This is a genomic window from Hyphomonas oceanitis SCH89 (assembly GCF_000685295.1).
In the GTDB taxonomy this organism is placed as follows: Bacteria; Pseudomonadota; Alphaproteobacteria; order Caulobacterales; family Hyphomonadaceae; genus Hyphomonas; species Hyphomonas oceanitis.
In genome coordinates, this window is record NZ_ARYL01000009.1 from 1 (window position 1) to 26,441 (window position 26,441).

At 61.3% G+C, this 26,441-nt stretch carries 25 protein-coding genes and 1 tRNA gene; 5 read left to right on the top strand and 21 right to left on the bottom strand.

Annotation, left to right across the window (positions count from 1 at the left end):
• Positions 1-50: 50 nt before the first annotated feature.
• Positions 51-1,205, top strand: a complete 1,155-nt coding sequence (locus HOC_RS07260; RefSeq protein ID WP_035537143.1) for an alpha/beta hydrolase family protein — start codon at positions 51-53, stop codon at positions 1,203-1,205.
• Positions 1,206-1,242: 37 nt separating this feature from the next.
• Here the strand turns inward: HOC_RS07260 and HOC_RS07265 are convergent, their stop codons facing one another.
• The 13 genes from HOC_RS07265 to HOC_RS07320 all read right to left on the bottom strand — a co-directional run bounded on the left by HOC_RS07265 (position 1,243) and on the right by HOC_RS07320 (position 14,131).
• Positions 1,243-3,624 (bottom strand): hypothetical protein, encoded by a 2,382-nt coding sequence (locus tag HOC_RS07265; RefSeq protein ID WP_156950415.1) that lies wholly within the window; start codon positions 3,622-3,624, stop codon positions 1,243-1,245.
• Positions 3,625-3,744: 120 nt separating this feature from the next.
• Positions 3,745-3,903 carry a DUF2474 family protein gene (locus HOC_RS21730; RefSeq protein WP_084146196.1) on the bottom strand — a complete coding sequence of 53 codons (159 nt, stop codon included), beginning with the start codon at positions 3,901-3,903 and terminating at the stop codon, positions 3,745-3,747.
• Positions 3,896-4,945 (bottom strand): cytochrome d ubiquinol oxidase subunit II, encoded by a 1,050-nt coding sequence (gene cydB / locus HOC_RS07270; protein ID WP_035537145.1) that lies wholly within the window; start codon positions 4,943-4,945, stop codon positions 3,896-3,898. The genes HOC_RS21730 and cydB overlap by 8 nt, the downstream gene beginning before the upstream one ends.
• A 9-nt stretch (positions 4,946-4,954) precedes the next feature.
• Complete coding sequence (locus HOC_RS07275; RefSeq protein WP_035537146.1) at positions 4,955-6,370, bottom strand: cytochrome ubiquinol oxidase subunit I; 1,416 nt, start codon at positions 6,368-6,370, stop codon at positions 4,955-4,957.
• Positions 6,371-6,463: 93 nt separating this feature from the next.
• Positions 6,464-6,877, bottom strand: coding sequence for a PaaI family thioesterase (locus HOC_RS07280; protein ID WP_035537147.1), 414 nt, complete (start codon positions 6,875-6,877; stop codon positions 6,464-6,466).
• Positions 6,878-6,890: 13 nt separating this feature from the next.
• Positions 6,891-7,346 carry a DUF192 domain-containing protein gene (locus tag HOC_RS07285; protein WP_035537148.1) on the bottom strand — a complete coding sequence of 152 codons (456 nt, stop codon included), beginning with the start codon at positions 7,344-7,346 and terminating at the stop codon, positions 6,891-6,893.
• A 57-nt stretch (positions 7,347-7,403) separates the two neighbouring features.
• Positions 7,404-7,934 carry a cold-shock protein gene (locus HOC_RS07290; protein ID WP_051624622.1) on the bottom strand — a complete coding sequence of 177 codons (531 nt, stop codon included), beginning with the start codon at positions 7,932-7,934 and terminating at the stop codon, positions 7,404-7,406.
• Positions 7,935-8,060: 126 nt separating this feature from the next.
• Positions 8,061-8,135: transfer RNA gene (locus HOC_RS07295), tRNA-Glu, on the bottom strand.
• Between the two features lie 80 nt (positions 8,136-8,215).
• Complete coding sequence (gene recJ, locus HOC_RS07300; protein ID WP_035537149.1) at positions 8,216-10,009, bottom strand: single-stranded-DNA-specific exonuclease RecJ; 1,794 nt, start codon at positions 10,007-10,009, stop codon at positions 8,216-8,218.
• Positions 10,010-10,096: 87 nt separating this feature from the next.
• Positions 10,097-11,050 (bottom strand): class II fructose-bisphosphatase, encoded by a 954-nt coding sequence (glpX, locus tag HOC_RS07305; protein WP_035537150.1) that lies wholly within the window; start codon positions 11,048-11,050, stop codon positions 10,097-10,099.
• 56 nt (positions 11,051-11,106) lie between these two features.
• Positions 11,107-12,390: a homoserine dehydrogenase gene (locus HOC_RS07310; protein ID WP_051624623.1), complete on the bottom strand. Its 1,284-nt coding sequence runs from the start codon at positions 12,388-12,390 to the stop codon at positions 11,107-11,109.
• A 104-nt stretch (positions 12,391-12,494) separates the two neighbouring features.
• Positions 12,495-13,700: an LL-diaminopimelate aminotransferase gene (locus HOC_RS07315; RefSeq protein WP_035537152.1), complete on the bottom strand. Its 1,206-nt coding sequence runs from the start codon at positions 13,698-13,700 to the stop codon at positions 12,495-12,497.
• Positions 13,697-14,131, bottom strand: a complete 435-nt coding sequence (locus HOC_RS07320; protein WP_035537153.1) for a hypothetical protein — start codon at positions 14,129-14,131, stop codon at positions 13,697-13,699. Before HOC_RS07320 ends, HOC_RS07315 begins: the two co-directional genes overlap by 4 nt.
• A 71-nt stretch (positions 14,132-14,202) precedes the next feature.
• Between HOC_RS07320 and HOC_RS07325 the strand changes: the two genes are divergently transcribed.
• Positions 14,203-16,032, top strand: coding sequence for a PHA/PHB synthase family protein (locus HOC_RS07325; RefSeq protein ID WP_035537154.1), 1,830 nt, complete (start codon positions 14,203-14,205; stop codon positions 16,030-16,032).
• A 6-nt stretch (positions 16,033-16,038) separates the two neighbouring features.
• Here the strand turns inward: HOC_RS07325 and argC are convergent, their stop codons facing one another.
• The 3 genes from argC to rplM form a co-directional block, all read right to left on the bottom strand.
• Positions 16,039-16,986 carry an N-acetyl-gamma-glutamyl-phosphate reductase gene (argC, locus tag HOC_RS07330; protein WP_035537155.1) on the bottom strand — a complete coding sequence of 316 codons (948 nt, stop codon included), beginning with the start codon at positions 16,984-16,986 and terminating at the stop codon, positions 16,039-16,041.
• Between the two features lie 82 nt (positions 16,987-17,068).
• Positions 17,069-17,554 (bottom strand): 30S ribosomal protein S9, encoded by a 486-nt coding sequence (gene rpsI / locus HOC_RS07335; protein WP_035537156.1) that lies wholly within the window; start codon positions 17,552-17,554, stop codon positions 17,069-17,071.
• Between the two features lie 3 nt (positions 17,555-17,557).
• A complete protein-coding gene (rplM, locus tag HOC_RS07340; protein ID WP_034742303.1) occupies positions 17,558-18,022 on the bottom strand; it encodes a 50S ribosomal protein L13 in 465 nt (154 codons plus the stop codon).
• Between the two features lie 38 nt (positions 18,023-18,060).
• Here rplM and HOC_RS07345 point away from each other — a divergent pair, with 38 nt between their 5' ends.
• Positions 18,061-19,026, top strand: coding sequence for a hypothetical protein (locus HOC_RS07345; protein WP_035537158.1), 966 nt, complete (start codon positions 18,061-18,063; stop codon positions 19,024-19,026).
• On the opposite strand, the gene HOC_RS07350 is transcribed toward HOC_RS07345, so the two are convergent.
• Entirely contained in the window at positions 19,023-20,051 is a 1,029-nt protein-coding gene (locus HOC_RS07350) for a COX15/CtaA family protein (RefSeq protein WP_035537160.1), read from the bottom strand. The two genes, HOC_RS07345 and HOC_RS07350, sit on opposite strands and share 4 nt — an antisense overlap.
• A gap of 9 nt (positions 20,052-20,060) precedes the next feature.
• Between HOC_RS07350 and HOC_RS07355 the strand changes: the two genes are divergently transcribed.
• Positions 20,061-20,345 carry a DUF2842 domain-containing protein gene (locus HOC_RS07355; protein ID WP_206741548.1) on the top strand — a complete coding sequence of 95 codons (285 nt, stop codon included), beginning with the start codon at positions 20,061-20,063 and terminating at the stop codon, positions 20,343-20,345.
• Here the strand turns inward: HOC_RS07355 and HOC_RS07360 are convergent.
• Both HOC_RS07360 and HOC_RS07365 read right to left on the bottom strand, forming a co-directional pair.
• Entirely contained in the window at positions 20,342-21,229 is an 888-nt protein-coding gene (locus HOC_RS07360) for a phosphatidylserine decarboxylase (protein WP_035537162.1), read from the bottom strand. The genes HOC_RS07355 and HOC_RS07360 overlap by 4 nt on opposite strands.
• Before the next feature lie 28 nt (positions 21,230-21,257).
• Positions 21,258-23,096, bottom strand: a complete 1,839-nt coding sequence (locus HOC_RS07365; RefSeq protein ID WP_241766943.1) for an ABCB family ABC transporter ATP-binding protein/permease — start codon at positions 23,094-23,096, stop codon at positions 21,258-21,260.
• Between the two features lie 133 nt (positions 23,097-23,229).
• Between HOC_RS07365 and HOC_RS07370 the strand changes: the two genes are divergently transcribed.
• Positions 23,230-23,793, top strand: coding sequence for an LOG family protein (locus HOC_RS07370; protein WP_035537165.1), 564 nt, complete (start codon positions 23,230-23,232; stop codon positions 23,791-23,793).
• Here the strand turns inward: HOC_RS07370 and secF are convergent.
• Positions 23,790-24,779 carry a protein translocase subunit SecF gene (gene secF, locus HOC_RS07375; protein ID WP_035537166.1) on the bottom strand — a complete coding sequence of 330 codons (990 nt, stop codon included), beginning with the start codon at positions 24,777-24,779 and terminating at the stop codon, positions 23,790-23,792. The genes HOC_RS07370 and secF overlap by 4 nt on opposite strands.
• Positions 24,780-24,797: 18 nt before the next feature.
• Positions 24,798-26,405 (bottom strand): protein translocase subunit SecD, encoded by a 1,608-nt coding sequence (secD, locus tag HOC_RS07380; RefSeq protein WP_035537167.1) that lies wholly within the window; start codon positions 26,403-26,405, stop codon positions 24,798-24,800.
• Between the last annotated feature and the right edge of the window lie 36 nt (positions 26,406-26,441).

The window sequence follows — 26,441 nt, forward strand, 5'->3', positions numbered from 1 at the left end:
GAGGAGACGGGGCGGACCATCCCATTAAACAAGGGCAAGGAAACACGCAGATGGCTATCGCAAGGGAACCCTACGGGTTTGTGCACGCAGATTCGGGGCGGCTGAAAGAGACGTATGGCGGCCCGGCGGGGCAGGTTTTCGTGGAGTGCATGCGCATCCGGCCGGATGATGTGGAGTCGAAAACTGTCATCCTGTTCAGCCACCCGATTGGCGGGGGCAGCTTCCTGCCGCTGGTGACAGCGCTCGCCCGCGAAGGCCATCACGTGATTTATTGCAACCCGCGCTATCGCGGCAATGACACGGCGCTGATCATGGAGAAATGCGTGCTGGACCTTGGCGCCTGTATTGCAGATGCGAAGAAGCGCTTTGGATATGAGAAAATTGTGCTGGGTGGCTGGTCTGGCGGCGGATCACTGTCGCTGTTCTATCAGGACCAGGCCGAGAACCCGACCATCACGGAAACGCCCGCAGGCGATGCGGTGGACATTGCAGGCGCGGGCCTGATCCCGGCCGATGCCATCCTGCTGCTGGCGGCGCATATCAGCCGGTCGCACACGATGACGGAATGGATCGACCCGTCGATCCTTGACGAGGACAAGCCGTTCGAACGCGACAGGGAACTGAACATCTATGACGCGGACTGCCCAAACCAACCGCCCTATTCCCATGAGTTCGTGACACTGTTCCGGGCAGCTCAGGTGGCGCGCAACCGGCGCATCACCGACCGCGTGCTAACGCAACTGGCGGCCATCAAGGCGAGCGATGACCCGGACGCTGAGCGGTGCTTCGTGGTGCAGGGGACGATGAGCGATGTGCGCTGGCTGGACCCGACGCAGGACCCGTCGGACAGGAAGCCCGGCACGTGTTACCTCGGCGATCCGCGCATTGCCAATGACGGACCGGTCGGTCTAGGGCGTTTCACCACACTGCGCTCATGGCTGTCGCAGTGGAGCTATGACAAGAGTCGGGCGGACGGCACGGGCAATGCCTCGCGCGTCTCCTGCCCTGTGCTCGTCATCAGCAACTCAGCCGACTTGGCCTGCACGCCAAGCCATGCGAAGCGCCTGTTCGAGGCCGTCGGCTCGGAAGACAAGCAGATGGTGACGATCAAGGACGCCGACCATTACTATATCGAACGTCCTGACCTGCTGCCAAAGGCGGTCAAGGAAGTAACGGAGTGGATGGAGGCCCGGCGCCTGTTTTAGCGCACGTCCGCACAACCGGCATAGCGCTTCGGCGGGCTTACTCGCAGCGCTGATACTCTGCCATGCATGTGAGTCCGCACTTGGCCATTGCCAGTTCAGCGGGCGTTGGTGCGCGACTGGCCTGATCGACGGCCTCTCCCATGGCTTCCAGTTTGCGCATGCCGGAACAGGAGCAGTCACAGGCGGCACGTGGCGCCCCCTGTGAGGCCGCAATCGCCGACATGTCTGGAGCGTCTCCGGTCTGCCTGGCGGCCTCTGCGGCGGCCATGACGGCATCGACAATGTCTTCTTGGCCCTGGGGCATTCTTGCCATGATATCTGACCGCAAGTCAGACAGCGGCGTGACGGATTCATCGGGTTCGTAGCGGCTGTCTTCCTTCCAGGGGGCCGCGATCCGGAAATAGCCCTGCAGGTTTCCGATAATGTCGAGGGTGGGTTGCGATTCCTGCATCTGCTTCGGGGTTAGCGAATCTGGATCTGTAAAATCAGCGACAAAGCGGCCTTCGAGCAGGGTCGGCGAATAGTGGATGATTGTCACCGTTCCTGACGGCCTGAACTCACGCTGACCACCCGGCAGGGAATCGGTCGGTCCGACGGCATGGAACTCACCGCCATCGTAGCCATTCGTCGAGATACGCGCACCAGGGATTGTTCCCGTGAAGCCGTAGTCAAAGAATGGAACGGCAATGTCTATGGCCGTGCCGGGCGTGCTCTTTTCCAATGCCGACAAGCTGAAGAATGTCCCGTTCATATCGCCAAGCGTCTCGTTCAATATCTCCCCGGCGGTGAGTATCTGTTCCATTGCACCGCCCTCAGCATTGACCCCGGCCAATACGTTGAGAATGTCAGGCGTGGCGCGTATCGAAATGCGAACCGCGCGATTGTCCGCATCGATTACGACCTTGGTGGCTTCGGAGCCGTTGAAAGTCAGCTCCCGGGCAGCCTGCTTGTTTCTTGATGTGCCTGTCTTGGTCGCACCGCGGGCGGGCGCAGCCGGCAACGGACCGACAAACGTGCTGTCCACTTTTGCCGCTGTGGTGGTGATTGAAAGCTGGCCCGTGAAGCTTTTCGTCTCCCAAGGGGCGGCATCCATGTTTGTGACGATGAGGGACATCTGCTCATCGGGCAACAAATCCACCTGCCACAGGGCAAAGTGGCGGCCCATTTCTGTCATGCCAGACGCCTGCAGACGACGTGACGTTTTCTGGGCACCGGCTGCACCCATCCATAGTTGGTTCAATTCGCGTGCAGAGTCCGCCTCAACCTGGATGACCATTTGGACGGGCCCCGGCCGGCTCGCATCACCATCTGCAATCCTGATACACTTGCCTGCAAGGGCGTCGATCTTCAGTGGGATCGCCACGCCTGATTGAGGCCCTTCAAGCGGCAGTTCGGTACACTTATTGAACAGTTTGTCCTGCATGATGGCTTTGATCTTCTGCGGCGTATTTTTCTCGCTCGTGTATCGTCCTTCGCCATACCCGGCGAAAGTGGAGAGGAAGAATGCATATTCCCGGTCGAGGGGCTGTTTGATGCTTTTCAGCAGCCCACTGTTGAGCCACTGCAGGACGGCCTTGTCGCTGCCGGAGTTCAGCGGCTCGAGCATCATCTCATGAAGGTAGCGATAGTTGGCGGGTATCTCATGGATGCTCGCATTTTGTTGCTTGGCGGACGCGGTGACTTCCTCCCCGAGATAGCGCCAGAAGGAAGCCGTTGCGTAAGTATCGTTCCTGTCGACGGGCTTGAGCAGCGATACATCATACCGCCGAGCCGCCCAGCGGCCTGAACCGGAGCGCGATGGTTCCTCCCCGCGAAGCCTGTACGCCATGTCGACACCGACAGCCTGCGCAGTTCCCTCGTTGAAAAAACCGCCCAGGTCGTCGTCATTATGGTCATAGGCCGCCTGAACGGCATGGAAGAGTTCATGCGCCAGATGCTCATAGAGGCGTTTGTCCCATTTGCCCCAATTGATCACGGCATCGACGTCGACTTCAAGATGGGTCGGGTTTGCACGCGCGACGCGCGCAGGTGCATCAAACCCTTCCTCGAAGGGATAGAGATTGACCTCGTAGCGCCGCGCCGAGATGGGCAGCGCGGGGGCTTTGAAGCCCATGGCCTGGTACTCAAGCGCGACTTCGTGAAGGTAAGTTTCGATCTGGACGATGTGAGGCTGGAGTGCCTCTTCATAAAGGCCCGTCTGGTTACCGAGGGCCGCGATGGCACTATCAACCGCCGTCTGACGATGATCATGGAGAACGACCGTAAACTCCGTGGTGGGCCAATGCGCTGCCTGCGCCCGGACAGGATTGACTGAAGCGGCGATTGCCGAGGCGGCCAAAACCACAATCAGCCCCTTCAGCAAGCGTCTGAATGGAGCGACATCTCCGACGCCTTGGTGGCTAGCACGTCTTCCCAGCATGTGATCGCTCTCCCCCCCTTCATCCCGCTCGATCAGGATGACCTGCCACCATGAGAGCGGGCGAACGCGGTTCAGGCAAGGGCGAAATCACGGGCCTTGCCGATATGGCCTTGTGCTATTTTACAGGAATAGCAGCGTTCGCAGCAGATAGGCGACGGCTGCGACAGCAAGCATGGAGATGATCGCGATCCCGACGAACCAGCCGAGCCGCTTGAAAAGCGGGCCTTCGGGCTGATCGTCTGGCAGCGGCTCGGTCGGGCGGAAGACGGGATCAGCCATGGTAGCCGTCCCCGGGCTTCACCTTGCCCCAGAAAAGTGAATACACATAGGCCGTGTACAGCAGGATGATCGGCAGCATGATCCCTGCCCCGACGAGCATGAAGCCAAGGGCATTGTCACGCGCAGCCGCATCCCAGATCGTGTACTCGAAGGGAACAATATACGGGTAGAGGCTGACGCCGAGACCGATATAGCCACTGAGGAACACGCCGACGGCCAGCAGGTAGGGGCGCCAGTCTGGCGCCGCATTGGGCCCCGGTTTCATTGAAAGATCACGCCAGAGCCAGGCGCAAAGTGCCATGCCCGCAATGGGCGCTGGCGAAAGAGGCAGGAGACGCGCGAAGTCGATGCTGGTCATGGTGAAGCCCCAGCGCGCGCCGACCGACGGATCGATGGCCAGTGTGGCCAGGCTAACGGCCAGAAAGGCAATCGCCACACCCACCAGAGACATGCGCGCCCAGTTGCGGGCCCGGTTGTAGAGTTCGCCTTCGGTCTTCAGCACCAGCCAGCAGGACCCCAGCAGCAGGTAACCGATCACCACAGAGACGCCGACCAGGATAGAGAAAGGCGTAAGCCAGTCGAACGCACCGCCAGCAAAGGCGCCGCCCTCGACATTGATGCCCTGGATCATGCCGCCAAGCATGAGGCCCTGCGCGAATGCGGCCGTGGCCGATCCGCCGAAGAACGCGCTGTTCCAGAAGACACGCGTGGGCTTGCGTACAGCCTTGTGCCGGAACTCGAACGCCACACCGCGGAAGATAAGCGCCGCGAGCATGATCAGCACCGGCAGGTAAAACGCCGGCATGATGATGCCATAGGCCTTGGGAAAGGCAGCGAAGAGGCCGCCGCCGCCGATGATCAGCCAGGTTTCGTTGCCGTCCCAGACGGGTTCGATCGTGGCGGTCATCATGTTGCGCTCTTCGTCGGAGCGGGCATGAAAGGTGAGCATGCCGACGCCGAGGTCGAACCCGTCGAGCAGGACGTACATGAAGACGCCAATGGCGAGGATGAGGCCCCAGATCAGAGGAAGGTCGAGTGTCATGGGTCTCTCCTAGTCCGCTGCGACAATGTCTTCGCCGGTTTCGGCGGGTTCGTCGACGGCACCCATTGGCGAACCGGGCGGACGGCGGGCTTCCTTCGGTCCCTTCGGATCATCGTCAAAGCCGCGGGTGGCGATACGGGCCATGTAGACCGTGCCGGCGGTGAAGATGATCGCATAGGTGACCATGAAGACGAGGAGCGATGTGGCGACCTGCGCGGTGGAGACAGGCGAGACGCTGTCGACCGTTCGCAGGTGGCCATACACGGTGTAGGGCTGGCGACCGACTTCCGCGACAATCCAGCCGGTGATGACGGCGATGAAGCCAAGCGCGCCGCCGGGAACGGCGGCCCAGTGGAACAGGCCCTTTTCGTCCAGACGGCCACGCCACCAGAGGAAACAGCCCCAAAGGCCAAGCCCGAGCATCGCAAGGCCCGCGCCAACCATGATGCGGAAGCCGTAGAAGACGAGCCAGATGGGCGGCGTATCTTCCGGCGCAAACTGGTCGAGGCCTTTCAGGTCTTCGCCCTCGGGCGTGCCTGCGAAAAGGTAGGGGCTGGTGCCGGGAATGGTGATGCCGGCATGGCCACAGGCATTGTCTGCCGGCCAGGCGATCAGCATGGTGCCCTGAATGGGCGCGGTTTCGCACCAACCTTCGGCGGCGGCGATCTTTGCAGGCTGATACTCATGCGCGATGAGGCCCGACTCGTGGCCGAGCATGATCTGCAGGGGCAGAAGGATGGCGAGCGTGCCGGACGCCATGCGCATCTGCCAGCGTGTCGGCTTGGTGACGCGTCCTCGGAGCACCTGCCAGGCACCGGCCGCGAGGACGACAGCCGCTGTGGTGATGTAGGCGGCGATAAGCATGTGGGCGAGGCGCGACGGGAAGCTGGGCGTGAAGATGACCTTCATCCAGTCGGTGGCGTAGAAGTTGCCCGTGGCCGGATCGACGGCGAAACCCTGCGGCGTCTGCATCCAGCTATTGGCCGAGATGATCCAGAAGGCGGAAATCGTGGTGCCGATGGCGACGGCGCAAGTGGCGACGAAGTGAAGCTTGCGGCCGACCTTGTTCCAGCCGAACAGCATGACGCCCAGGAAGGTTGCCTCAAGGAAGAAGGCTGTCAGCACTTCATAACCAAGGAGCGGACCGATGACGCTGCCGGCGATCTCGGAGAAGACGCTCCAGTTGGTGCCGAACTGGTAGCTCATGACGACGCCGGAGACGACGCCCATGGCGAAGGCCAGCGCGAAGATCTTCACCCAGTGAAGGTAGAGTCGCTTGAACGCTTCATGGCCCGTCTTCAGCCACAGGCCCTCGCAAACGGCGAGAAAGGCCGCGAGGCCGATCGTGAACGCTGGAAACATGATGTGGAAGGCAATGACGAACGCGAACTGGATGCGCGATAAGAGTAGAGCGTCAAAATCCATTGGTCGGGTATCCCTACGGCAACTTCATTTAGAGCCGGGATAACACAGTTCTGGGATATATGCGCGATTACTGTTGTCGCGCGCCAACCTGCCTCATGTGGTGCGCCGCCGCAGGGATCGGAACACCGCATCGGCGCGGGCAGCGATATGGCCGTCTTCCTTTAGCAGGCGGGCTGTGACGTGGACGATATCGCCATCAACAGCCGTCACTTCCGGATGCGCTTCGAGCCATGTGCCCTCGGGCACGATGTCCATGAATTCGAGGGTGAGCTTCAGGGTGACGGACATGCGCCCCGTGACAGTCCACACAGCCCAAGCCAGAGCGCTGTCGGAGAAGGCGCAGGTCATGCCGCCATGCATGAAGCCCATGCCGTTGCAGTGGCGGTCGAGGACCCACATGCCGGTGCGCATGTCGCCTTCTGCGCTGGCCCTGAAGGTGGGGCCATTGTGCAGGGTGAACTTGCCGCGTGAAGGATTGGCCGCGAAGCCAGCTGGAGGCGGCTTCATGAGGCCGCGCAGATCATTGCGCGAGATTGCCGAACACCGCGTGCTCGACCACATCGCCCGGCTCGATGCCAAGTGCCTCGGAGCGGCCACCATTCAGCTCCAGCACGGCCTTGACCGGAACGCCGGGGCCGATGGATCGCAGCGAACCTGGAACAGCATTGCGAGCAATGGCGATGATCTTGCCGTCAGTATCCAGAAACAGCATGTCGAGCGGGATGAGCGTGTTCTTCATCCAGAATGTAGCCTCACGCGGTTCTCCCAGATCGAACAGCATGCCGGCATTGGGCGCCATTTCGGGGCGGTTCATCAAGCCGACGCGGATCTCTTCCGGATCATTGGCCAGCTCAACCGTGAACTTGTGGACGGAGTCGCCAGTATCAATGGCGAGCGGGCCCGTCTCCAGCTGGGCGAAAGCGCCCTGAACGAGGAAAAAGGCGGCGGCAAAAAGACTGGCAATTAAACGGGTCATGCGCGTTGGTTTAGCCGCGCATGCGAGGCGGAGCAAGCGCTCTTGGCTGTTTGGCGCTCAGCCCTGACGTGGCTTCACGAGCGTGACATTTTCGCCCTTCGAGCCTTTGCCGAGAACGACCTCGATCCGGGTGCCGGGCTCGATATCCTCATAGCCAGCCTGGCGCAGCGCCACGGCGTGGACGAAGATGTCGATCTCGATACCGTCGCGCTGGACGAAGCCATAGCCGCGGGTGCGGTTGAACCATTTCAGCGTAACGGCCGTGTACTCGAAGTCGACGCCCTTCTCTCGGGCAATAACGGCACGCGGACGCTCCATCTCGATGATGTGGGCGGTCTGCCATCCGCGCTCGCGCTGCACCGCGTCACAAACGATGCGGGCGTCTTCGTCGGCATAGGTTTCGCCATAGTCGCGCAGGCACGACACATGCAGCATCACGTCGCCCGTCAGCGCAGCGTCCGACGTGGAATCTGCGACGATAAAGCCATAGCCTTTGGCGCTGTCGAACCACTTAACGCGGCCGATCACCCGCACCACGGGCTCAGCCGCAGGCATATCTGATTCGGATGTCGCCACTGCTTTCGCCATCAACCCAAATTCCCCAAGGACGCAACCTAAAATGTGATGACGCTCTTGTCACGCGATCTTCACAACAAATGCCGGGAACATCGGCATTTGTGGATTTAAGCCATTGATTGTCGGATGAAAAAAACCTGGCAGTCCCTAGGGGAGTCGAACCCCTCTTTTCAGGTTGAAAACCTGACGTCCTAACCGATAGACGAAGGGACCGCACCGGTTTGAAGAAGAGGCGATATAGCGGCTGTTTCGGACGAGAGCAACCCGTCTTTGAGGGGTATTATGCAGAATATTCAGTCGGCCGCCACGTCAGCAACGTCCAGCTGGACTCTGCGGCGGCCATTCCACTCATCGGCTTTGAGTTTGCCCGCGATGTGTACACGCGCGCCGTTTCGCAGCACATCGCCCATGGGCGTATCGGCAGCGCGCCAAGCGATACATTCGATCCGGCCACCGGCATCTTCGGCGATGAAACGCAAGTGATTGACGCCGACCTGCCGCACGCCTGTGACATGAACGGATTTCAGCGCGAACACCGGCTCGGGCGAGCCAATGCCGAACGGGCCGATCTGCGCGATCTGGTCAACAAGCGCCGGGCTGGCAGCGCCGGGGGCGAGCACGGCATCGATGGCAAGTTCGAGCGCGGCTGTGCGCTCAGCCGAGAACTGCGCCATGTGCGCGACCATCCAGTCATCGAAAGCCTGGACCTGATCCGGATCGAGGCTGAGGCCACCGGCCATGGCGTGGCCGCCGCCGGAGAGGATGATCCCCTCGCGCGCAGCCATCGAGATGGCGTCGCCGATATTGACGCCCTTAACCGATCGGCCGGAGCCCTTGGCGACAGGGCCGAGCCCCTCCCCCCAACCAATGACGATGCTGGGCAGGTGGTAGCGTTCCTTCAGGCGACCGGCGACGATGCCGATGACGCCCGGATGCCAGCCTTCGCCGCTGGCGATGAGGATGCCGCGATCAGGATTGCGGGCCAGCGCCTGTTCGGCCTGCGCCATGGCGAGGTCGAGGATGGCGCTTTCGACTTCCTTGCGCTCTTCATTGAGGGCGTGGAGGCGCTCAGCCAGTTCAATCGCTTCCTGCCGGTCATCCGTGGCGAGCAGCTTGGCGGCGATCCATGGGTCGCCCACGCGGCCGCCAGCGTTAAGGCGGGGCCCGAGCATGAATGTCGCGTGGTAGACGGTCTCGGTCTTGCCGATGCCGGCGACATCGGCAAGCGCGCGCAGGCCGGGGTTCTGGTCGCGGGCCATGATGGTGAGCCCCTGCCGTACGAAGGCACGGTTGACGCCATGAAGAGGCGCCATGTCGCAAAGCGTGCCGAGCGCACAGAGGTCGAGGAAGGGCATGATGTCCGGCAAGCCGTCGGCTGGCGCGAGGCCGCGTTCGCGGGCGAGGCGGTTCAGCGCTGCAACGAAGACGAAGACGACGCCTGCCGCCGCAAGGTGGCCGCAACCGGATGTGTCGTCAAGGCGGTTCGGATTGACGAGGGCGGCCGAGGGCGGGAGCACAGCCGACATGAGGTGGTGGTCGATGACGACGACCGGCAGGCCGATGGCTTCAGCCTCATTGAGCGCATCAACGGCCGCGCCGCCGCAGTCGACAGTGATAACGAGGTCCGAGCCGGTGTCCTTCAGATGGCGGAAGGCGGCAGGCGATGGACCATAGCCCTCTTCCAGACGATCCGGCACGTAGAGGCCGAGGTCTTGTCCCCAGGCACGGAAGTAGCGCGCGAGGATGGCCGAGGACGTTCCGCCATCGACGTCATAGTCCGCGAACACGGTGACGCGCTTCTTCGACAGGATGGCGTCAAGAATGATGCCTGCGGCCTTGTCCATGTCAGCAAAGCTGGACGGATCGGGGAAATAGTCGCGCAGCGTGGGGGCGAGATAGCTCGCGGCCTGCGCCGGGTCGACGCCACGCGTGGCGAGGAGGCGGGCCAACAGATCGGAGCTGCCCACGCTTGGCGCAAGGCGGCGCACGAGGGCCTCATCGGCATCAGCCAGCGTCCAGAAGCGGCCTGAGGCCGACTGGTCGACCTCGAAGAGGTGGGGACTGGACTGGTGAGCGGCTTGGGCCATGCGAAACAGGCTTCCTCATTCAGAGAATCGGAATGCCCATCCTAGCGCAGAATGCGGGGTCTGTGACCCGGCTTGGCAGCGCGTTTGTCAGACCTTGCGGTCGGAGCGGACGTGACGGACCATGCCATCAACAGAGGTCATCACCAGCGTGTGCGTGTGGACACGTCCACCGGCATACTTCACGCCGCTCAGCAGGCTGCCACTGGTGACGCCCGTTGCGCAGAAGACGGTATCGCCGGATGCGAGTTCGTTCAGCGAATAGGTGCGTCCGAAATCAGTGATGCCCACGCGGGTGGCGCGTTTCTTTTCATCATCATTGCGGAAGACGAGACGCGCAAGCATCTGCCCCCCAACGCATTTGAGGGCTGCTGCAGCCAGAACGCCTTCAGGCGCGCCGCCGGAGCCGACATAGAAGTCGATGCCTGTTTGCGGGTCTGTCGTTGCGATGACGCCTGCGACGTCGCCGTCCGTGATGAGGGCGATACGGCACCCCACTTCACGCAGGCCCGCGATGATGGCCTCATGGCGCGGGCGGTCGAGCACACAGGCGGTCATCTCGGACACGGGAACACCCTTGAACTCTGCCAGGGCCGTGATGTTCTCGGCTGGCGTCGCGTCGAGGCTGATAATGCCTTCCGGATAGCCGGGGCCGATTGCGACCTTGTCCATATACGTATCGGGGGCGTGAAGCAGGCCGCCGCGCGGGGCGATGGCAAGGACGGCCAGCGCGTTCGACATGGCCTTTGCCGTGAGCGTCGTGCCTTCAAGCGGGTCCAGCGCAATATCGATCTCGGGGCCGCGGCCTGTGCCGACTTCCTCGCCGATATAGAGCATCGGCGCCTCGTCGCGCTCGCCTTCGCCGATAACGACGCGACCTTTGAATTCAACAGCGTTAAAGGCGGTGCGCATCGCATCAACAGCGGCAGCATCGGCCTTTTTCTCGTCGCCGCGGCCGACTTCGCTGGCGGCAGCGATGGCCGCAAGCTCGGTCACACGGACCATGGCGTCTGCGAGACTTGGCGTAAGAACGTTGTTTTTCATCGTTTTATTGCCCCCAGACGCACTGCTTGTATGGTCAGCGCGGCGTGTTTCACACTTTAACTTGCAGTTTCGATACGGATCAGGCGCGGCGCGTCAATCAGCATTGTTAGTTTGCCAAGCCGCGTGAGGGCGGCCTGCATGTGGGAGCGCGGGCACCTGTGGGTGACAATGGCAACCGGGCTGGCGCCGGAATCATCCGCAGAATCCTGAAGCAACTGGTTGACCGAAACCCCCTCGGCCGCCAGCGCTTCAGTGAGCGCAGCGAGCGCGCCGGGCTGGTCAGCCAGGCGAACGCGCAGGAAGAAGGCTGATGTCTCGTCACCCATTGCGGCCACGAACGGACGTGCAACATGGTGCTCGGCACGGCCGAATGCCGGCCTGATGGCCGGACGGAAAAGCTTGGCGACATCGCCCATGACGGCGCTGGCCGTCGGGCCTGCGCCTGCCCCGGGACCAGTCAGCGTGATGGCGCCGACAGGATCGCCTTCGATGCGAACCGTGTTGAGCGAGCCATTAACGCGAGCGAGCGGATGATTGGCCGACAAGGCCATCGGCTCGACGCGGCAGACGACGCCGTCCTCGGTGAGCAAGCCTTCGGCGATCAGCTTGATGCGGAGGCCAAGACGATCAGCCAGTTTCAGGTCGAGCAGGTCGATGCCGTCGACGCCGGAGACTTTGACCTTTGAGAAGTCGAGATCGGCGGAAAAGGCGATGGCCGAGAGGATGGCGGCCTTGTGGGCAGCATCCATGCCGGACACGTCCAGCGTCGGGTCAGCTTCGGCATAGCCGAGCTTCTGCGCCTCTTCGAGAACCTCGTCATAGGACCGGCCGGTTTCGAGCATGCTGGTGGTGAGGTAGTTGCAGGTGCCATTCAGGATGCCCGCGACGCGCTTGATCTCGACGCCAGCGAGGCTGTCACGCAGCACGCGCACGACCGGGATGCCGCCTGCGACGGCGGCTTCGAACAGGAGGTCGACGCCCTTTTCCTCAGCGAGGGCTGCGAGCGCCATGCCATGCTTGGCCATCAGGGCCTTGTTGGCAGTGATGACGTGCTTGCCAGCCTTGAGGGCGCTTTCGACAGCGAACTTGGCCGGGCCGTCAGACCCGCCAATCAGTTCGACGAACACGTCGACGTCAGGGTCTTCAGCGAGCGTGGCCGCGTCATCGAACCAGCGATACTTGTCGGTATCGACCGGCCGGTTACGGCTTTGGCTGCGCGCGCTTACGCCTGTAATCTCGACAACACCGGGCAAGCGAAGCTTGTCCTGGCGTTCGACCAGTTCAATCAATCCACAGCCAACATGGCCGAGACCTGCGATGCCTATTTTCAGCGGCCCCAAGATTGGCCCTCCGTTTGATACCGGGCGGTGGATAGACCAGTTGGCAGCAAAAGCGAAGGGCCTATGGGGGGAATTCCAGCGATGAACTGAGGTTCGGGCGCCGCTTAGCTTGCGGCGGCCGACAGCTCCTTAACGCCATGCCTGGACATGAACTTGCGGATATTCCGTGCGGCCTGCCGGATGCGCTGCTCGTTCTCGACGAGCGCAATCCGGACATGACCGTCGCCATGCTCACCGAAGCCAGCACCCGGCGCGACCGCGACATGGGCCTCGTTCATCAGCATGAGCGAGAATTCGAGGCTGCCAAGCTCCTTGAACGGCTCGGGAATGGGCGCCCAGGCGAACATGGAGGCCTTGGGGCTGGGAATGTCCCACCCTGCCCGGCCAAAGCTCTCAACCAGCACGTCGCGGCGCTGCTTGTAGATCTGGCGGAATTCCTCGACGCAGTCCTGCGGGCCATCAAGCGCAGCCACGGCTGCGACCTGGATTGGCGTATAGGCGCCGTAATCGAGATAGGATTTGACGCGTGCGAGCGCGGCAATCAGCGTCTCGTTGCCCGCGACAAAACCCATGCGCCAGCCAGCCATGGAATAGGTCTTGGACATGGTGGTGAACTCGACCGCGATGTCCTTCGCGCCGTCGACCTGCAGGATCGAAGGCGTGGGCTCCTCGAAATAGATCTCATTGTAGGCAAGGTCGGACAGGATCCAGAGATCATGCTTCTTCGCGAACTTGACTGCGTCCTTGTAGAATTCGAGGTCACACACGTCCGCCGTCGGGTTTGACGGGTAGCAGAGCACCATGGCGGTCGGCGGCGGAACGCAATGTTTCACCGCTTTTTCAAGGTTGCGCAGGTATTGCTCCGGCGACGGCGCGGGCACGGCGCGGATCGACGCGCCGGCAATGATGAAGCCGAAGGAATGCAGCGGATAGGACGGATCAGGCGACAGGATCACGTCGCCGGGCGCGGAAATGGCCTGCGCCAGATTGGCGAAGCCTTCCTTCGAGCCGAGCGTGACGATGACTTCCTTGTTCCTGTCGAGCGTGACGCCGAAGCGGCGCTTGTAATAGTCGGTAACCGCGCGGCGCAGGCCGGGAATGCCGCGCGAGGCGGAATAACCGTTAACGTCAGGCTTGCGCGCGGTTTCGACCAGCTTGTCGACAATGTGCGTTGGTGTTGGCAGATCGGGGTTGCCCATGCCGAGGTCGATAATGTCAGCGCCCTCAGCGCGCAAAGCCGCTTTAGCCCGGTTCACCTGCTCAAACACATACGGTGGCAGGCGACGGATCTTGTGAAAATCGGTGTTCATCTCTGGCCTTTCAGACCTTGGGTGACGCGCGGGACATTGAAGCTTTCCCTGATGGATGTGATCTCGGCGTCAGTCAAAAAATTCGAGGACAGGTCCAGGCCGGCAAATTGCTGGCGGATCTCGGTCCCAACGGCTGCGATTTCGGCCGGCCCATTGGCCGGCAATTCCGCTCGCGCGTTGGCCGTGAATTCCGCCGTGAGTTCATTCACACGTTCTGCAGATGCCGGCAGCGTCTTGCCCGGCAGGTCGTCCTCTGCAATCGTGGGGACCTCAAAAAGCTTTGGATACCCTTCACCCCGAATTTCGGCACGACGGGTCTCATACCAGTCCGGAGCCTGGTTTACGGCGTCACGCATCTTTGAATACGAGCCGGTGCAGCCGGCCAGAAGCAAGCATGAAACGCCTATGAGGGGAATCGTCGTGTTTTTCATGGTTAAACTCATTAAATCACAAACATTCTCATGAATAGTTACACAACGACAAACAGGCGATATTGGGACAGATGAGCGGCAATAAAAAAGAAAAGGCTGCACTTCCTTCACTTCAATCGCTGATGGCTGAGCAGAATCCACTGCAAATGCAGGTGTTGATGACAACACTGGCGCTCGCCAATACGGAATCTCAGGCCTTGATCAGCGATGTCCTGATGGGTTCCGGACCGGTCGGCACGATGGCTCAGGGCGATCCCATGGGCGCTGGCGAAGCCTTCCGCGCCGTCGGCATGAACCTCGCACAAAACCCGGCAGCACTTATGCGCGCCAATATGGAACTGATGCGCGGATGGATGGGCCTCTGGAACGAAATGACCCAGGAGGCGCTCGGCGCCGAGCCTGCGCCGGAAACGGACAAGCGGTTTTCAGATCCTGAATGGCAGTCCAATCCGGGCTTCAAATTCATCCGCAAAGCCTATGAGGTGAATACCAAGTGGCTGATGGGCCTGGCGGATCACACCACCGACCTGCCGGAAAACCTGCACCTGCGTACCAAGTTCTTCACGCAGCAGCTGACCGACATCATGTCGCCGACCAATTATCTCGGCACTAACCCACAAGCCCTGCGCGCGTTCATGGAAAGCGGCGGCGAGAGCGTGCTGAATGGCATCCGCCTCGCCCGCGCCGACGTGAAGAAAGCTGGTGGCAAGCTGCACATCAGCCAGACCGACGAGACACCGTTCGAGATCGGCGAAAATATCGCGACGGCGCCCGGCAAGGTCGTGTTCCGCAATGACCTGATCGAACTGATCCAGTATGCACCGACGCAGGAAACCGTGCATTCGCGGCCCCTGCTGATCTTCCCGCCCTGGATCAACAAGTTCTATATTCTCGACCTGCGCGAAGAGAATTCGATGATCCGCTGGCTGGTCGACAAGGGCCTCACCGTGTTCGTCGTCTCGTGGCGTTCGGCTGACGATGTCACCAAGGACTATACCTGGGACGATTACAGCAAGAATGGCGTCTATGCCGCCGTTGAGGCCGCGCTACAGGCCTCCGGCGCCAAGAAGCTCAATGCCGTGGGCTATTGCATTGGGGGTACGCTGCTGTCGGGCACGCTGGCGCATATGGCGGCTAATGGCGACGACCGGGTGAACTCGGCCACCTTCTTTGCCTCGCAGTCGGACTTTGAGCTGGCGGGCGATCTTAAAGTGTTCACAGACGGGCCGGGCCGCAGCTATATCGATAGCCTGATCGAGAAGAGCGGCGGCGTGATGCCGGGCGCGATGATGTACGAGACCTTCAATTGGCTGCGCCCGATCGACCTCGTCTGGCGCTATGTCATCGACCAGTACATGCTGGGGAAATCGCCCCGCCCGTTCGACCTGCTCTACTGGAACGCCGACCAGACCAATATTCCGGGCGCCGTGCACCAGCGCTACCTCAAGGACTGCTATTACGACAACAAGCTGTCGAAGGGCGAGTTCGAGTTGCTGGGCGAGACGGTGGACCTGAAGAGCGTCACCATCCCCGTGATGGTCCAGGCCAGTCGCGACGACCATATCTGCCCGTTCGAGAGCGTGTACCGCACGGCGACTGTCTTTGGCGGTGATACCAAGTTCGTACTGTCGAGTTCCGGCCATATCGCCGGCGTGGTGAACCATCCCGACGCGAAGAAGTACCAGCACTGGACCGGCGGCAAGATCACCCAGACGGGCGCAGAATGGCTGGAGACAGCTGAAGAAGCCCCCGGCTCATGGTGGCCCTATTGGTGGGACTGGCTGAAGCCGAAATCCGGCGCAAAGAAGAAAGCCGTCGAGCCGAAAGACATGGGCCTCGGCGCTGCGCCGGGCACTTATGTCAAAGTGCGCCTGCAGCACATCAAGCTTCCGCTGGAATAGACCAGCTTAGGCTTCGAGGCCCGTCCACTCATCAAGGCCGAGCGCAATGTTCAGGTTCTGGACGGCGGCGCCTGAGGCGCCTTTGCCCAGGTTGTCGAGGCGGGCGACGAGGCGGGCCTGTTCATCATTGCCGAAGACAAAGAGTTCGAGCCGATTGGTGCCGTTGCAGGCTTCCGGTTCGAGCCCGGTCAGCTTGTCGGACTCGGCCAGCGGCACGACGCGCACGAAGCGTTCGCCTTCATAGGCCTGCGTCAGGGCGCGGTGCAGGTCAGCCTTGCGCGGCGTGTTCGGGAGCATACGCAGGGTGAGGGGCACTTCGACGATCATGCCCTGCGCAAAACGGCCAACGGCCGGCATGAACATGGGCAGGTTTGCGAGGCGCCCGTGGCGCATCATTTCCGGTGGGTGCTTGTGCTTCTGGGTGAGGCCATAGATGCGGTAATTATCGCTCGTATGGTTCGCAGCAGATGTGTCCTCGAACTCGGCAATCATGGCATTGCCGCCGCCTGTGTAGCCGGAAACAGCATTCACGGTGAGCGGATAGGAGGGCGGCACGAAGCCCCGCACGACAAGGGGGCGCACGAGCGCGATGACGCCCGTCGGGTAGCAGCCGGGATTGGAAATGCGTGTGGAGGCACGGATGGCCGCGCGCTGACCCTTGTCCATTTCGGGGAAGCCATAGGTCCAGCCCGGCGCCGTGCGGTGGGCCGTGGAGGCATCAATGATGATCGTGTTCTTGTTGGTGACGAGCGATACGCCGAGCCTGGCGGCATCGTCCGGCAGGCAGAGGATCACGGCATCGGCCGAGTTCATCATGCTGGCGCGCGCATCAATATCCTTGCGCTTGGCCGGATCGATCGAGATCAGCTCGATATCGTCACGCGCCCGCAGCCGGTCCGCGATCTGAAGACCGGTCGTGCCGGCTTCGCCATCAATGAAAACTTTTGGCAGCATGGCCGCCTCCCACCACAGAACAATAAAAAACGGGCGCTTCGTTCCCGAAGCGCCCGCCGGAATTGGAAAACCGGAATACGGCCTAGCGCTTGGAGAACTGGAAGCTACGACGGGCTTTCGCCTTGCCGTACTTCTTACGCTCGACGACGCGTGGATCGCGGGTCATGAAGCCGAATGGCTTGAGCACGGCGCGCAGGCTTGGCTCGTAGTTGACGAGTGCGCGCGAGATGCCGTGGCGCACAGCGCCAGCCTGACCCATGAGGCCCGAACCTTTGACAGTCGCGATGACGTCGAATTCGCTGTCGCGGCCGGCTTCGATCAGCGGCTGGGCGATAACCATGCGCAGGACCGGACGTGCGAAATATTGCTCCTGGTCGCGGCCATTGATCGTGATCTTGCCGGAACCCGGTTTGATCCAGACGCGTGCCGTGGCTTCCTTGCGGCGGCCTGTACCGTAGGCGCGGCCCTGAGCGTCGATCTTTGGTTCGATCTTCGCGGCTGGCGCTTCAGCGGCTGGCGTGCCCGACATGGTGCCGAGGTCCTGGAGGGAATTTGCAGTATCGGTCATGGATTAGGCTGCCTTGATGTTCTTGCGGTTCATCGATTTGAAATCGACGACTTCAGGCTGTTGGGCTGTGTGCGGGTGCTCGGCACCGGCATAGACGCGCAGCTTGCCGAACTGGGTACGAGCCAGCGTGCTTTCCTTCGGCATCATGCGCTTCACGGCCATCTGGATGGTGCGCTCAGGGAACTTGCCGTTGAGGATTTTCTCAGGCGTGGTCGACTTGATGCCGCCCGGGTAACCAGTGTGACGGTAGTAGATCTTGTCCGTCATCTTCTTGCCTGTGAATTTTGCTTTATCCGCGTTGATAATGACGACATGATCGCCTGTATCGATGTGCGGTGTGAAATCGACGCGGTGCTTGCCGCGAAGACGTTTTGCGACGTAAGAAGCAAGGCGTCCGATGACGACGTCAGTCGCATCAATCACGACCCACTTGTGCTCCACATCTGCTGGTGCGTTATAGGTTTTCATCGCTCTAATCAGAGCCTCTCGACTTCGGAGTTCATGGAATGCAATTCAAGCGCTGGCGTTTAAGCGCCGTGTCCCCCCTTGTCAACGCCGGGCTTGGACTTGCCCTGCTTTTTACAGCAACGGCGTGTTCAAAACAAGACAAGCAGGCTGATACCAAGCCTGAAACCCCTGTCATTGCTGCAGGGACGCAGCTACCGGCCGTCTGGGCCACGCGTCCTCTGGAAGGTCAGGTTTCCTCCATCGCCCTCTCAGGCGGCCTGCGTGGCATTCTGGCCATCGCCTACGAGAAAGGCGGCCTGCAATTTTTCGATATGGAGGCTGAAAAACTTGGCGAAAAAGCCAATTTTCGCCTCAAGGCACTGGGTAGCGGCGAGTCTGCGGTCATCGAAGACCGCTCAATCACCGTTTTCCCGGGAATCACCCGCGAAGGCGAGCTGAAGGGCTTTATCTATGGCGAGGGCCTGATTGCCCCGGCACAGATCGATCTGCCTGTCACAAGTGATCATGACATCGCGGGCGTCTGCTCAGGCCCGGCGCTTGGAACAGGCCTCATGCGGCTGGCCTTCTGGACGGATGTGAACAGCACCGTGCTTCAAAACGGGATCATCAAGGCGGATGACGGCGACCTGCGCTGGGTCGCTGGCGAATCGACCTTTACCGACTTCCCGGTCAAATCCTGCGCTTTCACAAGCGACACGCTGGTCGCCTCGCCGCGCGCGTCTGATGCCGCCTCTTTGGTGAGAGGGCCGCTGGATGCGCTCGTATCGCTTGAGAACGGCAAACTCGGCATCTCGACCGACATGGGAATGACGAACGCCGAAATCGACGTGAAGGACGGCATTACGGTCGTGGCGCCCGCGACGCCCGATGCCATGGCAGCAATGGGCACGATGATGTCAGGTGGCTACCCGGGCGGACTGATCGTGATCGCGGGCGAAACCAAGCCCGGAGAACATCACGCCGTATTCGTGGACCCGAGCCCGCTGACCCTTTCGACCAATTAGGTCGCCGAGCGTGTCAGCCAGACCAATCTGACAGCCGCCAACGTGACGATCACCCCGATGGCTTGGTGCAGCAGCGCCAGGTTCATTGGGGCGGCGTTCATCAGCGTGAGAATGCCCCAGCAGGCCTGAAGGCTGACCAGCGCCGCAAGGCCTGCAAAGGCGCCCTTGAGCGGCGTTGAGCGGAAAGCCAACACGGCCCAGAGGGACAATATCCAGATTCCGTATGCGAGCATGCGGTGGTTGAACTGGGTCGTCGCCCGGCCCTCAAACAGGCTGCGCAGACCAAGCCCCTCCCCCAGATAGCCTTGCGGCACGAACTCGCCCGCCATCAGCGGCCAGTCATTATAGGTGCGCCCGGCGTCAAGACCGGCAACCAGGGCGCCTGCCGCCATTTGCAGGAAGATGAGGCCAAGCAGGGCAACGGCGACCGTACGAATCATCCTGGAGACCTGCGGACGCGTCTTGCCGCCAAGGTCCAGCCACAGCCAGCCTGTGTAGGCAATTATCAGCAAAGCCAGCATGAAGTGCGTAGCAAGGCGATAAGGCGCAACGTCGACACGGGTGGTCTCGCCGATGCCACTGGACACCATCCACCAGCCGATGGCGCCCTGAAGGCCACCGAGCAGGATGAGAATGACGAATTTCATCGCGAGGCCGCGCGACAGCCAGCCGCGAATTGCGAAAATGGCGAGGCCGCCCATCGCAACGAGGCCGATCATGCGACCGAACAGGCGATGGCCCCACTCCCACCAGAATATCTGCTGGAAATCGGCCAGCGTCATGCCGGAATTCTGCAGTTTGTACTCGGCCGTCTGCTGGTATTTGGCGAACAGGCTGGCCCAGGACGCATCGCTAAGTGGCGGCAGGGTGCCCTTGATCGGGTCCCATTCGGTGATCGAAAGGCCGCTATCCGTCAGGCGCGTGGCCCCGCCAATCAGGATCATGGCGTAGACGAGCAGGCCAACGAGCACGAGCCAGTTGCGCATCCAGCGCGTCGCCTGCGGGGATTTGCCTGTATGGGACATGCGGCCTAAATGGCCTATTCAGGCGACACGGCAAGAGGCAACCGTGTCGCAGAGCCCCGCCGCCGCCCAATGAAAGCCGACCAGACCATGCGCAAACCGATCGCCAGCCTGATCCTTCTCGCCTTCATTATCGCGTGGATCGTGATCGTGGGCACACTGTCCGGCATGCTTGGCACATGGCCGCGCTGGGCACAGCTTCTGTTCTATGTCGTGGCCGGATTTGGATGGATCATCCCGCTGAAACCACTGTTCGCATGGATGAATAGCGGGCCGCAAAAAGAAACTGACGACTAGTCCTCTTCGCCATGCTTGCGCGCGGCTTCGCGCAGGCGAGCAAAGATTTCGGCCGGATCTTCGGGAACGGACACTTCCTCGGGCGACGGGTAATCGTCGTCTTCCTCTTCCTCGATCTCGGGTTCCGCCTCCGTTTCGACCTGAAGCACGGGCGCTTCTTCCTGCTCTTCAGCTGTCATGCCATCGAACAGGTCGGTGTCGCCTTGTGATTTCAGGCGTCCGAGGACGGTTTCGCCGCCAATGAGGGTCTGACCGGGCCAGATCAGAACGCCCGTATTGCTCGGCACGTAGATATCGCACCAGCCACCAAGACGCCGCGTCCCGAACGGGCGACCGAGACGCACAATATCGCCGGCTTCGGTGCTGAGTTCGATTCGCGGGCCAAAGCCGCCTGAGGCGAGCCTCACGCCGACCTGCTGGCCACGGCTTTCAAAGGTGAGATAGGCGCGCATCAGGCCGTCATCTTCCGGGCGCGTGGCCAGCGGCACGCCCTTTTCCCCAGATTCAAGGATCAGCGATTCGAGACTGCCCGCGATGGGCGTGTAGACCTTGTTCGTGGCCGAAGGCGCTGACGACACGCGAATGCGCATCGTGGCAGACTCGGTGAGGCGCAGTTCCGAGGGCGCATCAACCCGCTCGACAGACACAACGACACCGTCGCAGGGCGATACGATGCCATTGGCAAGATCGGGCGGTGTCCGGTGCGACCAGCGCGCTGCCATGAGCGCCAGTATCACGCCGGCAAAGCCAATCCAGAAAAGCGGTGACCAGAGCAGGCCCAGCAAGAGCGCGACGAGCAGCGCGCCGAGCGCAGCGGCAACGCCTTCCCAGTCGAGACCAATGGTCAGCCAGGGTGTGCTTCTGCGATCGAGGTCTTCAGACATTCAAATGGGCCCCTTCCCCGGGCAATTCCTATTCGTCTACCAATGCCAAATCGGCATTCTTGGCCTGACGTTCCCACATATCAGCATATTTGCCGTCTTTGGCCAGCAGGGTCGCATGATTGCCACGCTCGATAATCCGTCCTGCCTCAAGCACGATGATCTCGTCAGCGGATTTTACCGTGGACAGGCGGTGGGCGACCATGAGGGTCGTGCGGCCGCTGGCGGCCTCTTCGAGGGCGTCCTGAACGGCTTCTTCGGTGGCACTATCCAGTGCTGACGTGGCCTCGTCGAGAACGAGGATGGCCGGATCGGCGAGGATGACGCGGGCGATGCCGACGCGCTGTTTCTCGCCGCCGGAGAGCTTGAGTCCCCGCTCGCCGACGCGGGTGTTCCAGCCGTCTGGCAGGCTATCGATGAAATCGAGCAGCTGAGCGCGCCGGGCGGCATCGCGCAGGTCTTCTTCGCTCGCATCAGGGCGGGCATAGCCGATATTGTAGCGGATCGTATCGTTGAAGAGGACAACATCTTGCGGGACGAGGCCGAGGGCCTTGCGCAGCGATTCCTGCGTCAGAGTGCGCACATCCTTGCCGTCGACCAGCACGCGCCCGGAATCCACTTCATAGAAACGGAAGAGCAGCTTCAGCAGCGTAGACTTGCCAGCGCCAGATGTGCCGACAAAGGCGATCTTGCGACCGGGTCCCAGGTGGAAGCTGACATCGCTGACGCCGACAGCCCGGCCTTCGTGGGAAAACCCGACATGTTCGAACGTCACCTCACCCTTGGGCGACGTGAGCGGCATGGCATTTGGCGCGTCGGAAATATCGGCCGTCATCGAGAGTAGGCCGAACAGCTTCTCAAGGTCGACCGCGCCCTGCTTGATCTCGCGCCAGGCCCAGCCGAGGATGTTCAGCGGCGCATAGAGTGAAAGCAACATCAGCATCACGGCCGTCAGGTCGCCGATCTGCATCTTCCCATCGATGACGTTCCAGGCCGACAGGACCATGACGGCCAGAAGGCCGATATTCATGACCAGCGCCTGCACCGTGTTCAGGATGTACATGCTGCGCACAGTTTCGACGTAACGGTCGTTATAGTTGCCCATGGCCTTGTCGAAGCGGCCGGTCTCACGACGCTCGGCGGCGAAGGACTTTACGGTCTCGAAATTGGTCAGGATGTCGACGGACATGGCGCGGAAATGCGTGTCGGCCTCGTTCATGCGTCGGCGCTGGCGCACGCGCCATTCGGTAATGATGACCGTGGAAATGACATAGATGATGATCGTGCCGATCGCGATCAGCGCAAGGCGATAATCGTAAGCGACGCCTAGCGCGATAGACGCGAGGACGAGGCGAATGAAAGTCGGCCCGATATTGAAAGCAAGAAAGCGGATCAGGTAGTCGATGGCACCCGCCCCGCGCTCGATGACGCGGTTGAGAGCGCCCGTGCGACGTGTCTGGTGGAAGTTCAGCGACAGGAGCTGGGCGTGGCCAAAGGCATCGACGCTGGCAACGCGCTGCGCATCCTGGCTGACCGGGGCGAACAGGAAGTCGCGCATTTGCGGCAGGGCAGCAGCCAGGAACCGCACGCCGATGCCGATGGTGAGCCACATCGCAGCGGCGGCAAAGGCCGGTGGCTCGCCTCCCTCAGGCGCTGCGCGGTTGATGGCATGACCAAGGACGAGGGGCGAGACGACCTCAAGCACGGAGGCGGCGAGCGTGACGATCACGGCAATGGCCATGATCGGGCGCCACTTGGCCAGCTCTGACCGGCCGAGCAGTTTCAGGATTCGCAGGATCGATACGCCAATGCCGCCGTCGGCACTGTCGATCTTGTCATGATTGGCTTGTGTATCTGTAGGTGGGCTCATGGGCGCCATATGGGGCGGAATCGGTTGAAGACAAAACGCCAAATACGCTCCACGAAAGCGCACAGACATTGGAACTGGCGCCGGGGCGCCTCAGTCGTTATCTCTGCGCGTCGAGAAAAGAGCCGGATTTGCCATGAAGAAGTTGAAATCGATCTGTGTCTATTGCGGCGCGTCGGATGCCGTAAGCCCCGGATATATTGCCCTTGCCGTTGAGCTCGGCCGTGAACTCGCCAAGCGCGACATCCGCCTCGTCTATGGCGGCGGTGGCGTTGGCCTAATGGGCGCATGCGCCCGTGCAGCGCATGAATCGGCCGGCGAAGTGCTCGGCATCATGCCGCGCTTCCTGCTGCAGAAAGAGCGCATCTTCGAAGACGTGGAGCACCGCATCGTCGAAGACATGCACACGCGCAAGCAGATGATGTTCGACGAATCAGACGCGTTTATTGTGCTCCCGGGCGGCATCGGCACGCTTGAAGAAGCGGTCGAGATCCTGTCATGGGCGCGCCTCGGCCTGCACCAGAAGCCGATGGCTTTCCTCGACGAAGACGGGTTCTGGGAACCCTTCTTCGACCTGATGGAAAAGATCATCGATGGCGGCTTCACGCCGGAGAGCTTCCGGTCATTGCTCGTTCACTCGGACTCGCCGCAGACAGCCATTGCCGCCCTCGATGATCGCGTGGTGGTTATCGACGCCTAGCGGACACCCTGAAAGCCGGTGACTTCTTCGGCCGGCTTCTTGTTCAGGTCCATGCCGAGCGACAGCACGATCGCGGACGCGATGAAGATCGACGAATAAGTACCGATAAAGATACCCCAGATCAGCGCAAAGCTCATGCCGCGCAGAACCGGGCCGCCAAGGAAAAAGATGGCGAACAGGGCCAGTAGCGTCGTGCCTGAGGTCAATAGCGTGCGTGACAGGGTCGAGTTCAGCGACTGGTCGATGACTTGCCGGTCGGGCATCTTCTTGTACTTGCGACGCTCTTCGCGCACCCGGTCGAACACAACAACCGTGTCGTTCATAGAGTAACCGATGATGGTCAGCAGGGCAGCGATAGTGGTCAGGTTGAACTCAAGCTGGAGCAGCGAAAACACGCCGAGCGTGATGATCACATCGTGCGCCAGTGCCGCAACTGCGCCCACTGAGAACTGCCACTCGAACCGGAACCAGATATAGGCCAGCATCAGGGCCAGTGCGACCACGAGCGCCATGATGCCGGAGCGGAAGAGTTCGCCTGATACTTTCGGACCGACAGAATCATCGCGCAGGAAATCTGAGTCAGTGAGACCGAGTTTTTCCTTCAGCGTTTTGGCGACGATATCGTTTGTCACCTGCTGGGCACGCTCGGCCTGTGCTGCTGGCGCAAGGTTGGCAAATTCATCACCAAGCTGGGCAGGATCGGCGGCACCGAACTTGACGACGACAATGGGCCGCGCATCGGTGCCAACAGCCGTGTTCACTTCCGCATTGAATGGCATGTTGGCGCGGACGCTCTCGACCGTAACCGTTTCGGTCTGCTGCAGCTCCATCACTGTGCCGCCAGCAAAGTCGACGCCCAGGTTCAGGCCCCGCGTTGCCAGGAAATAGATCGACGCCGTGATCATGATAACCGACAGGATCGCGCCGCCCATGCGCAGGCTCATGAACTTAACGTTCGTGCTTTCAGGCCAGTATCTGAGTAACATTGTCTCTCTCCTGTCCGCCTAAAGCGCGAATTTCTTGGGCTTGAAGCCCTTGAGATATATCACCGTGAACCAGCGCGTCAGCACGAAAGCCGTAAACACTGAGGTGACGATACCAATGGCCAGCGTGACCGCGAAGCCCTTCACCGGGCCGGAGCCGAGGAGGTAAAGGATCGAAGCGGCGATGAAGGTCGTAATGTTGGCATCAAGGATGGTCGACAGGGCGCGTTCATAACCTGCCTGTACAGCCGTTAGCGGCGAGCGGCCTGCGCGTTGTTCTTCCCGGATACGTTCGAAAACCAGCACGTTGGCGTCCACGGCCATACCGATTGTGAGAATGATACCTGCGATACCCGGCAGCGTAAGCGTGGCGCCGAGCCCGGAAAGCGAGCCGACGATCAGGATGATGTTTGCCGCCAGCGAGCCGACCGCAAAGATGCCCATCAGGCCATAGGCAAGGATCATGAAGACGGCGACCAATGCGAGGCCGATCAGCGATGCGCGGATACCGGCGCGGATTGAGTCCTGCCCCAGTGTCGCGCTGACCGTACGCTGATCGAGGAACTGGACCTTGGCAGGCATCTCACCGGCTTCGATGATGGCCGCAAGATCGGAAGCCTCTTCTTCGGTGAACTGTCCCGTGATACGAACTTGGCCGCCCGGAATCGGCTCGTTGATGCGAGGCGCCGACATGATCGTGTCGTCGAGCACGATCGCGAACAGCTTGCCGGTGTTGAGCCGGGTCGTATCGTAGAACTTGCGCGCGCCATTGCCGTTCAGGCGGAAATTGATTTGCGGATTGTTGGCGTCATCCCGCCCGACCGCTGCGTTGGCGATATCGGCGCCGGTGACTTCCGGAATATTGCGCACCAGCATAGGGCCGGTCTGAGCGCCGTCCAGGAGCCGGTATCCCGTGCGAGGGAGGCCAGCCTGCGCCCGGGCGATCTCGGATGCGCTGTTTTCCGCGAGGTTGAACGTCATCTTGCCGTCGCGGCTAAGTAGGTTTTTCAGACGGGTTGCATCCGGCTCGCCCGGCGCTTCCAGGATGATCCGGTTGTTGCCCTGCGGCGTAATGGAAATCTCGCTGACGCCTTCCGGGTCGACGCGGCGGCGCACGATGGTCATCGTCTTGGCCAGGGCGTCTTTCATCAGCGCTTCTTCGGAGGTTGAGGGCACGGTGACCTTGATCAACGCCGGACCGGCAGCCTCGATTTCATAGGTTTTGGCCCCGCCAATGGCGCCTTCGACGCTGCCATTCAGCTTGCGGAGACGTGTCAGGGCTTCATCAACCGGGTAATTGCCATCGGCATCGGGACGGGTCAGGCTGATGTTCAGCGTGCGGCCATCAACTTCGGAAAGGTGACCGATCAGCGGCTTGCCATCCTTGTTGCCGAGCGCATTGCGCACATCGATGGCGAACACTTCAAGCCGGTTGGCGATGACTTCGTCCGGGCTGATCTCCATCATGAGATAGACGCCGCCCTGAAGGTCGAGACCGAGATTGACGCCCTGCTTGGGTATGCCGGTGGGCGCGCCTGACATGTTTACGACATTGGGCAGGGCCATCAGCGTGCCCCAGAGCATGATGCCGAGGATCAGGCAGATCTTCCAGGGCGGAAACTGAAGCATGGTCTAGTCCTTGAGACGGGAAAACAGCCGGTAGCG

What these genes read in the sequence shown, in the direction of transcription:
- HOC_RS07260 (WP_035537143.1), top strand. Translation starts at nt 51, where the DNA reads ATGGCTATCGCAAGGGAACCCTACGGGTTTGTGCACGCAGATTCGGGG.
- HOC_RS07265 (WP_156950415.1), bottom strand. Translation starts at nt 3,624, where the DNA reads ATGCTGGGAAGACGTGCTAGCCACCAAGGCGTCGGAGATGTCGCTCCA.
- HOC_RS21730 (WP_084146196.1), bottom strand. Translation starts at nt 3,903, where the DNA reads ATGGCTGATCCCGTCTTCCGCCCGACCGAGCCGCTGCCAGACGATCAG.
- cydB (WP_035537145.1), bottom strand. Translation starts at nt 4,945, where the DNA reads ATGACACTCGACCTTCCTCTGATCTGGGGCCTCATCCTCGCCATTGGC.
- HOC_RS07275 (WP_035537146.1), bottom strand. Translation starts at nt 6,370, where the DNA reads ATGGATTTTGACGCTCTACTCTTATCGCGCATCCAGTTCGCGTTCGTC.
- HOC_RS07280 (WP_035537147.1), bottom strand. Translation starts at nt 6,877, where the DNA reads ATGAAGCCGCCTCCAGCTGGCTTCGCGGCCAATCCTTCACGCGGCAAG.
- HOC_RS07285 (WP_035537148.1), bottom strand. Translation starts at nt 7,346, where the DNA reads ATGACCCGTTTAATTGCCAGTCTTTTTGCCGCCGCCTTTTTCCTCGTT.
- HOC_RS07290 (WP_051624622.1), bottom strand. Translation starts at nt 7,934, where the DNA reads ATGGCGAAAGCAGTGGCGACATCCGAATCAGATATGCCTGCGGCTGAG.
- recJ (WP_035537149.1), bottom strand. Translation starts at nt 10,009, where the DNA reads ATGGCCCAAGCCGCTCACCAGTCCAGTCCCCACCTCTTCGAGGTCGAC.
- glpX (WP_035537150.1), bottom strand. Translation starts at nt 11,050, where the DNA reads ATGAAAAACAACGTTCTTACGCCAAGTCTCGCAGACGCCATGGTCCGT.
- HOC_RS07315 (WP_035537152.1), bottom strand. Translation starts at nt 13,700, where the DNA reads ATGAACACCGATTTTCACAAGATCCGTCGCCTGCCACCGTATGTGTTT.
- HOC_RS07320 (WP_035537153.1), bottom strand. Translation starts at nt 14,131, where the DNA reads ATGAAAAACACGACGATTCCCCTCATAGGCGTTTCATGCTTGCTTCTG.
- HOC_RS07325 (WP_035537154.1), top strand. Translation starts at nt 14,203, where the DNA reads ATGAGCGGCAATAAAAAAGAAAAGGCTGCACTTCCTTCACTTCAATCG.
- argC (WP_035537155.1), bottom strand. Translation starts at nt 16,986, where the DNA reads ATGCTGCCAAAAGTTTTCATTGATGGCGAAGCCGGCACGACCGGTCTT.
- rpsI (WP_035537156.1), bottom strand. Translation starts at nt 17,554, where the DNA reads ATGACCGATACTGCAAATTCCCTCCAGGACCTCGGCACCATGTCGGGC.
- rplM (WP_034742303.1), bottom strand. Translation starts at nt 18,022, where the DNA reads ATGAAAACCTATAACGCACCAGCAGATGTGGAGCACAAGTGGGTCGTG.
- HOC_RS07345 (WP_035537158.1), top strand. Translation starts at nt 18,061, where the DNA reads ATGCAATTCAAGCGCTGGCGTTTAAGCGCCGTGTCCCCCCTTGTCAAC.
- HOC_RS07350 (WP_035537160.1), bottom strand. Translation starts at nt 20,051, where the DNA reads ATGTCCCATACAGGCAAATCCCCGCAGGCGACGCGCTGGATGCGCAAC.
- HOC_RS07355 (WP_206741548.1), top strand. Translation starts at nt 20,061, where the DNA reads ATGGCCTATTCAGGCGACACGGCAAGAGGCAACCGTGTCGCAGAGCCC.
- HOC_RS07360 (WP_035537162.1), bottom strand. Translation starts at nt 21,229, where the DNA reads ATGTCTGAAGACCTCGATCGCAGAAGCACACCCTGGCTGACCATTGGT.
- HOC_RS07365 (WP_241766943.1), bottom strand. Translation starts at nt 23,096, where the DNA reads ATGAGCCCACCTACAGATACACAAGCCAATCATGACAAGATCGACAGT.
- HOC_RS07370 (WP_035537165.1), top strand. Translation starts at nt 23,230, where the DNA reads ATGAAGAAGTTGAAATCGATCTGTGTCTATTGCGGCGCGTCGGATGCC.
- secF (WP_035537166.1), bottom strand. Translation starts at nt 24,779, where the DNA reads ATGTTACTCAGATACTGGCCTGAAAGCACGAACGTTAAGTTCATGAGC.
- secD (WP_035537167.1), bottom strand. Translation starts at nt 26,405, where the DNA reads ATGCTTCAGTTTCCGCCCTGGAAGATCTGCCTGATCCTCGGCATCATG.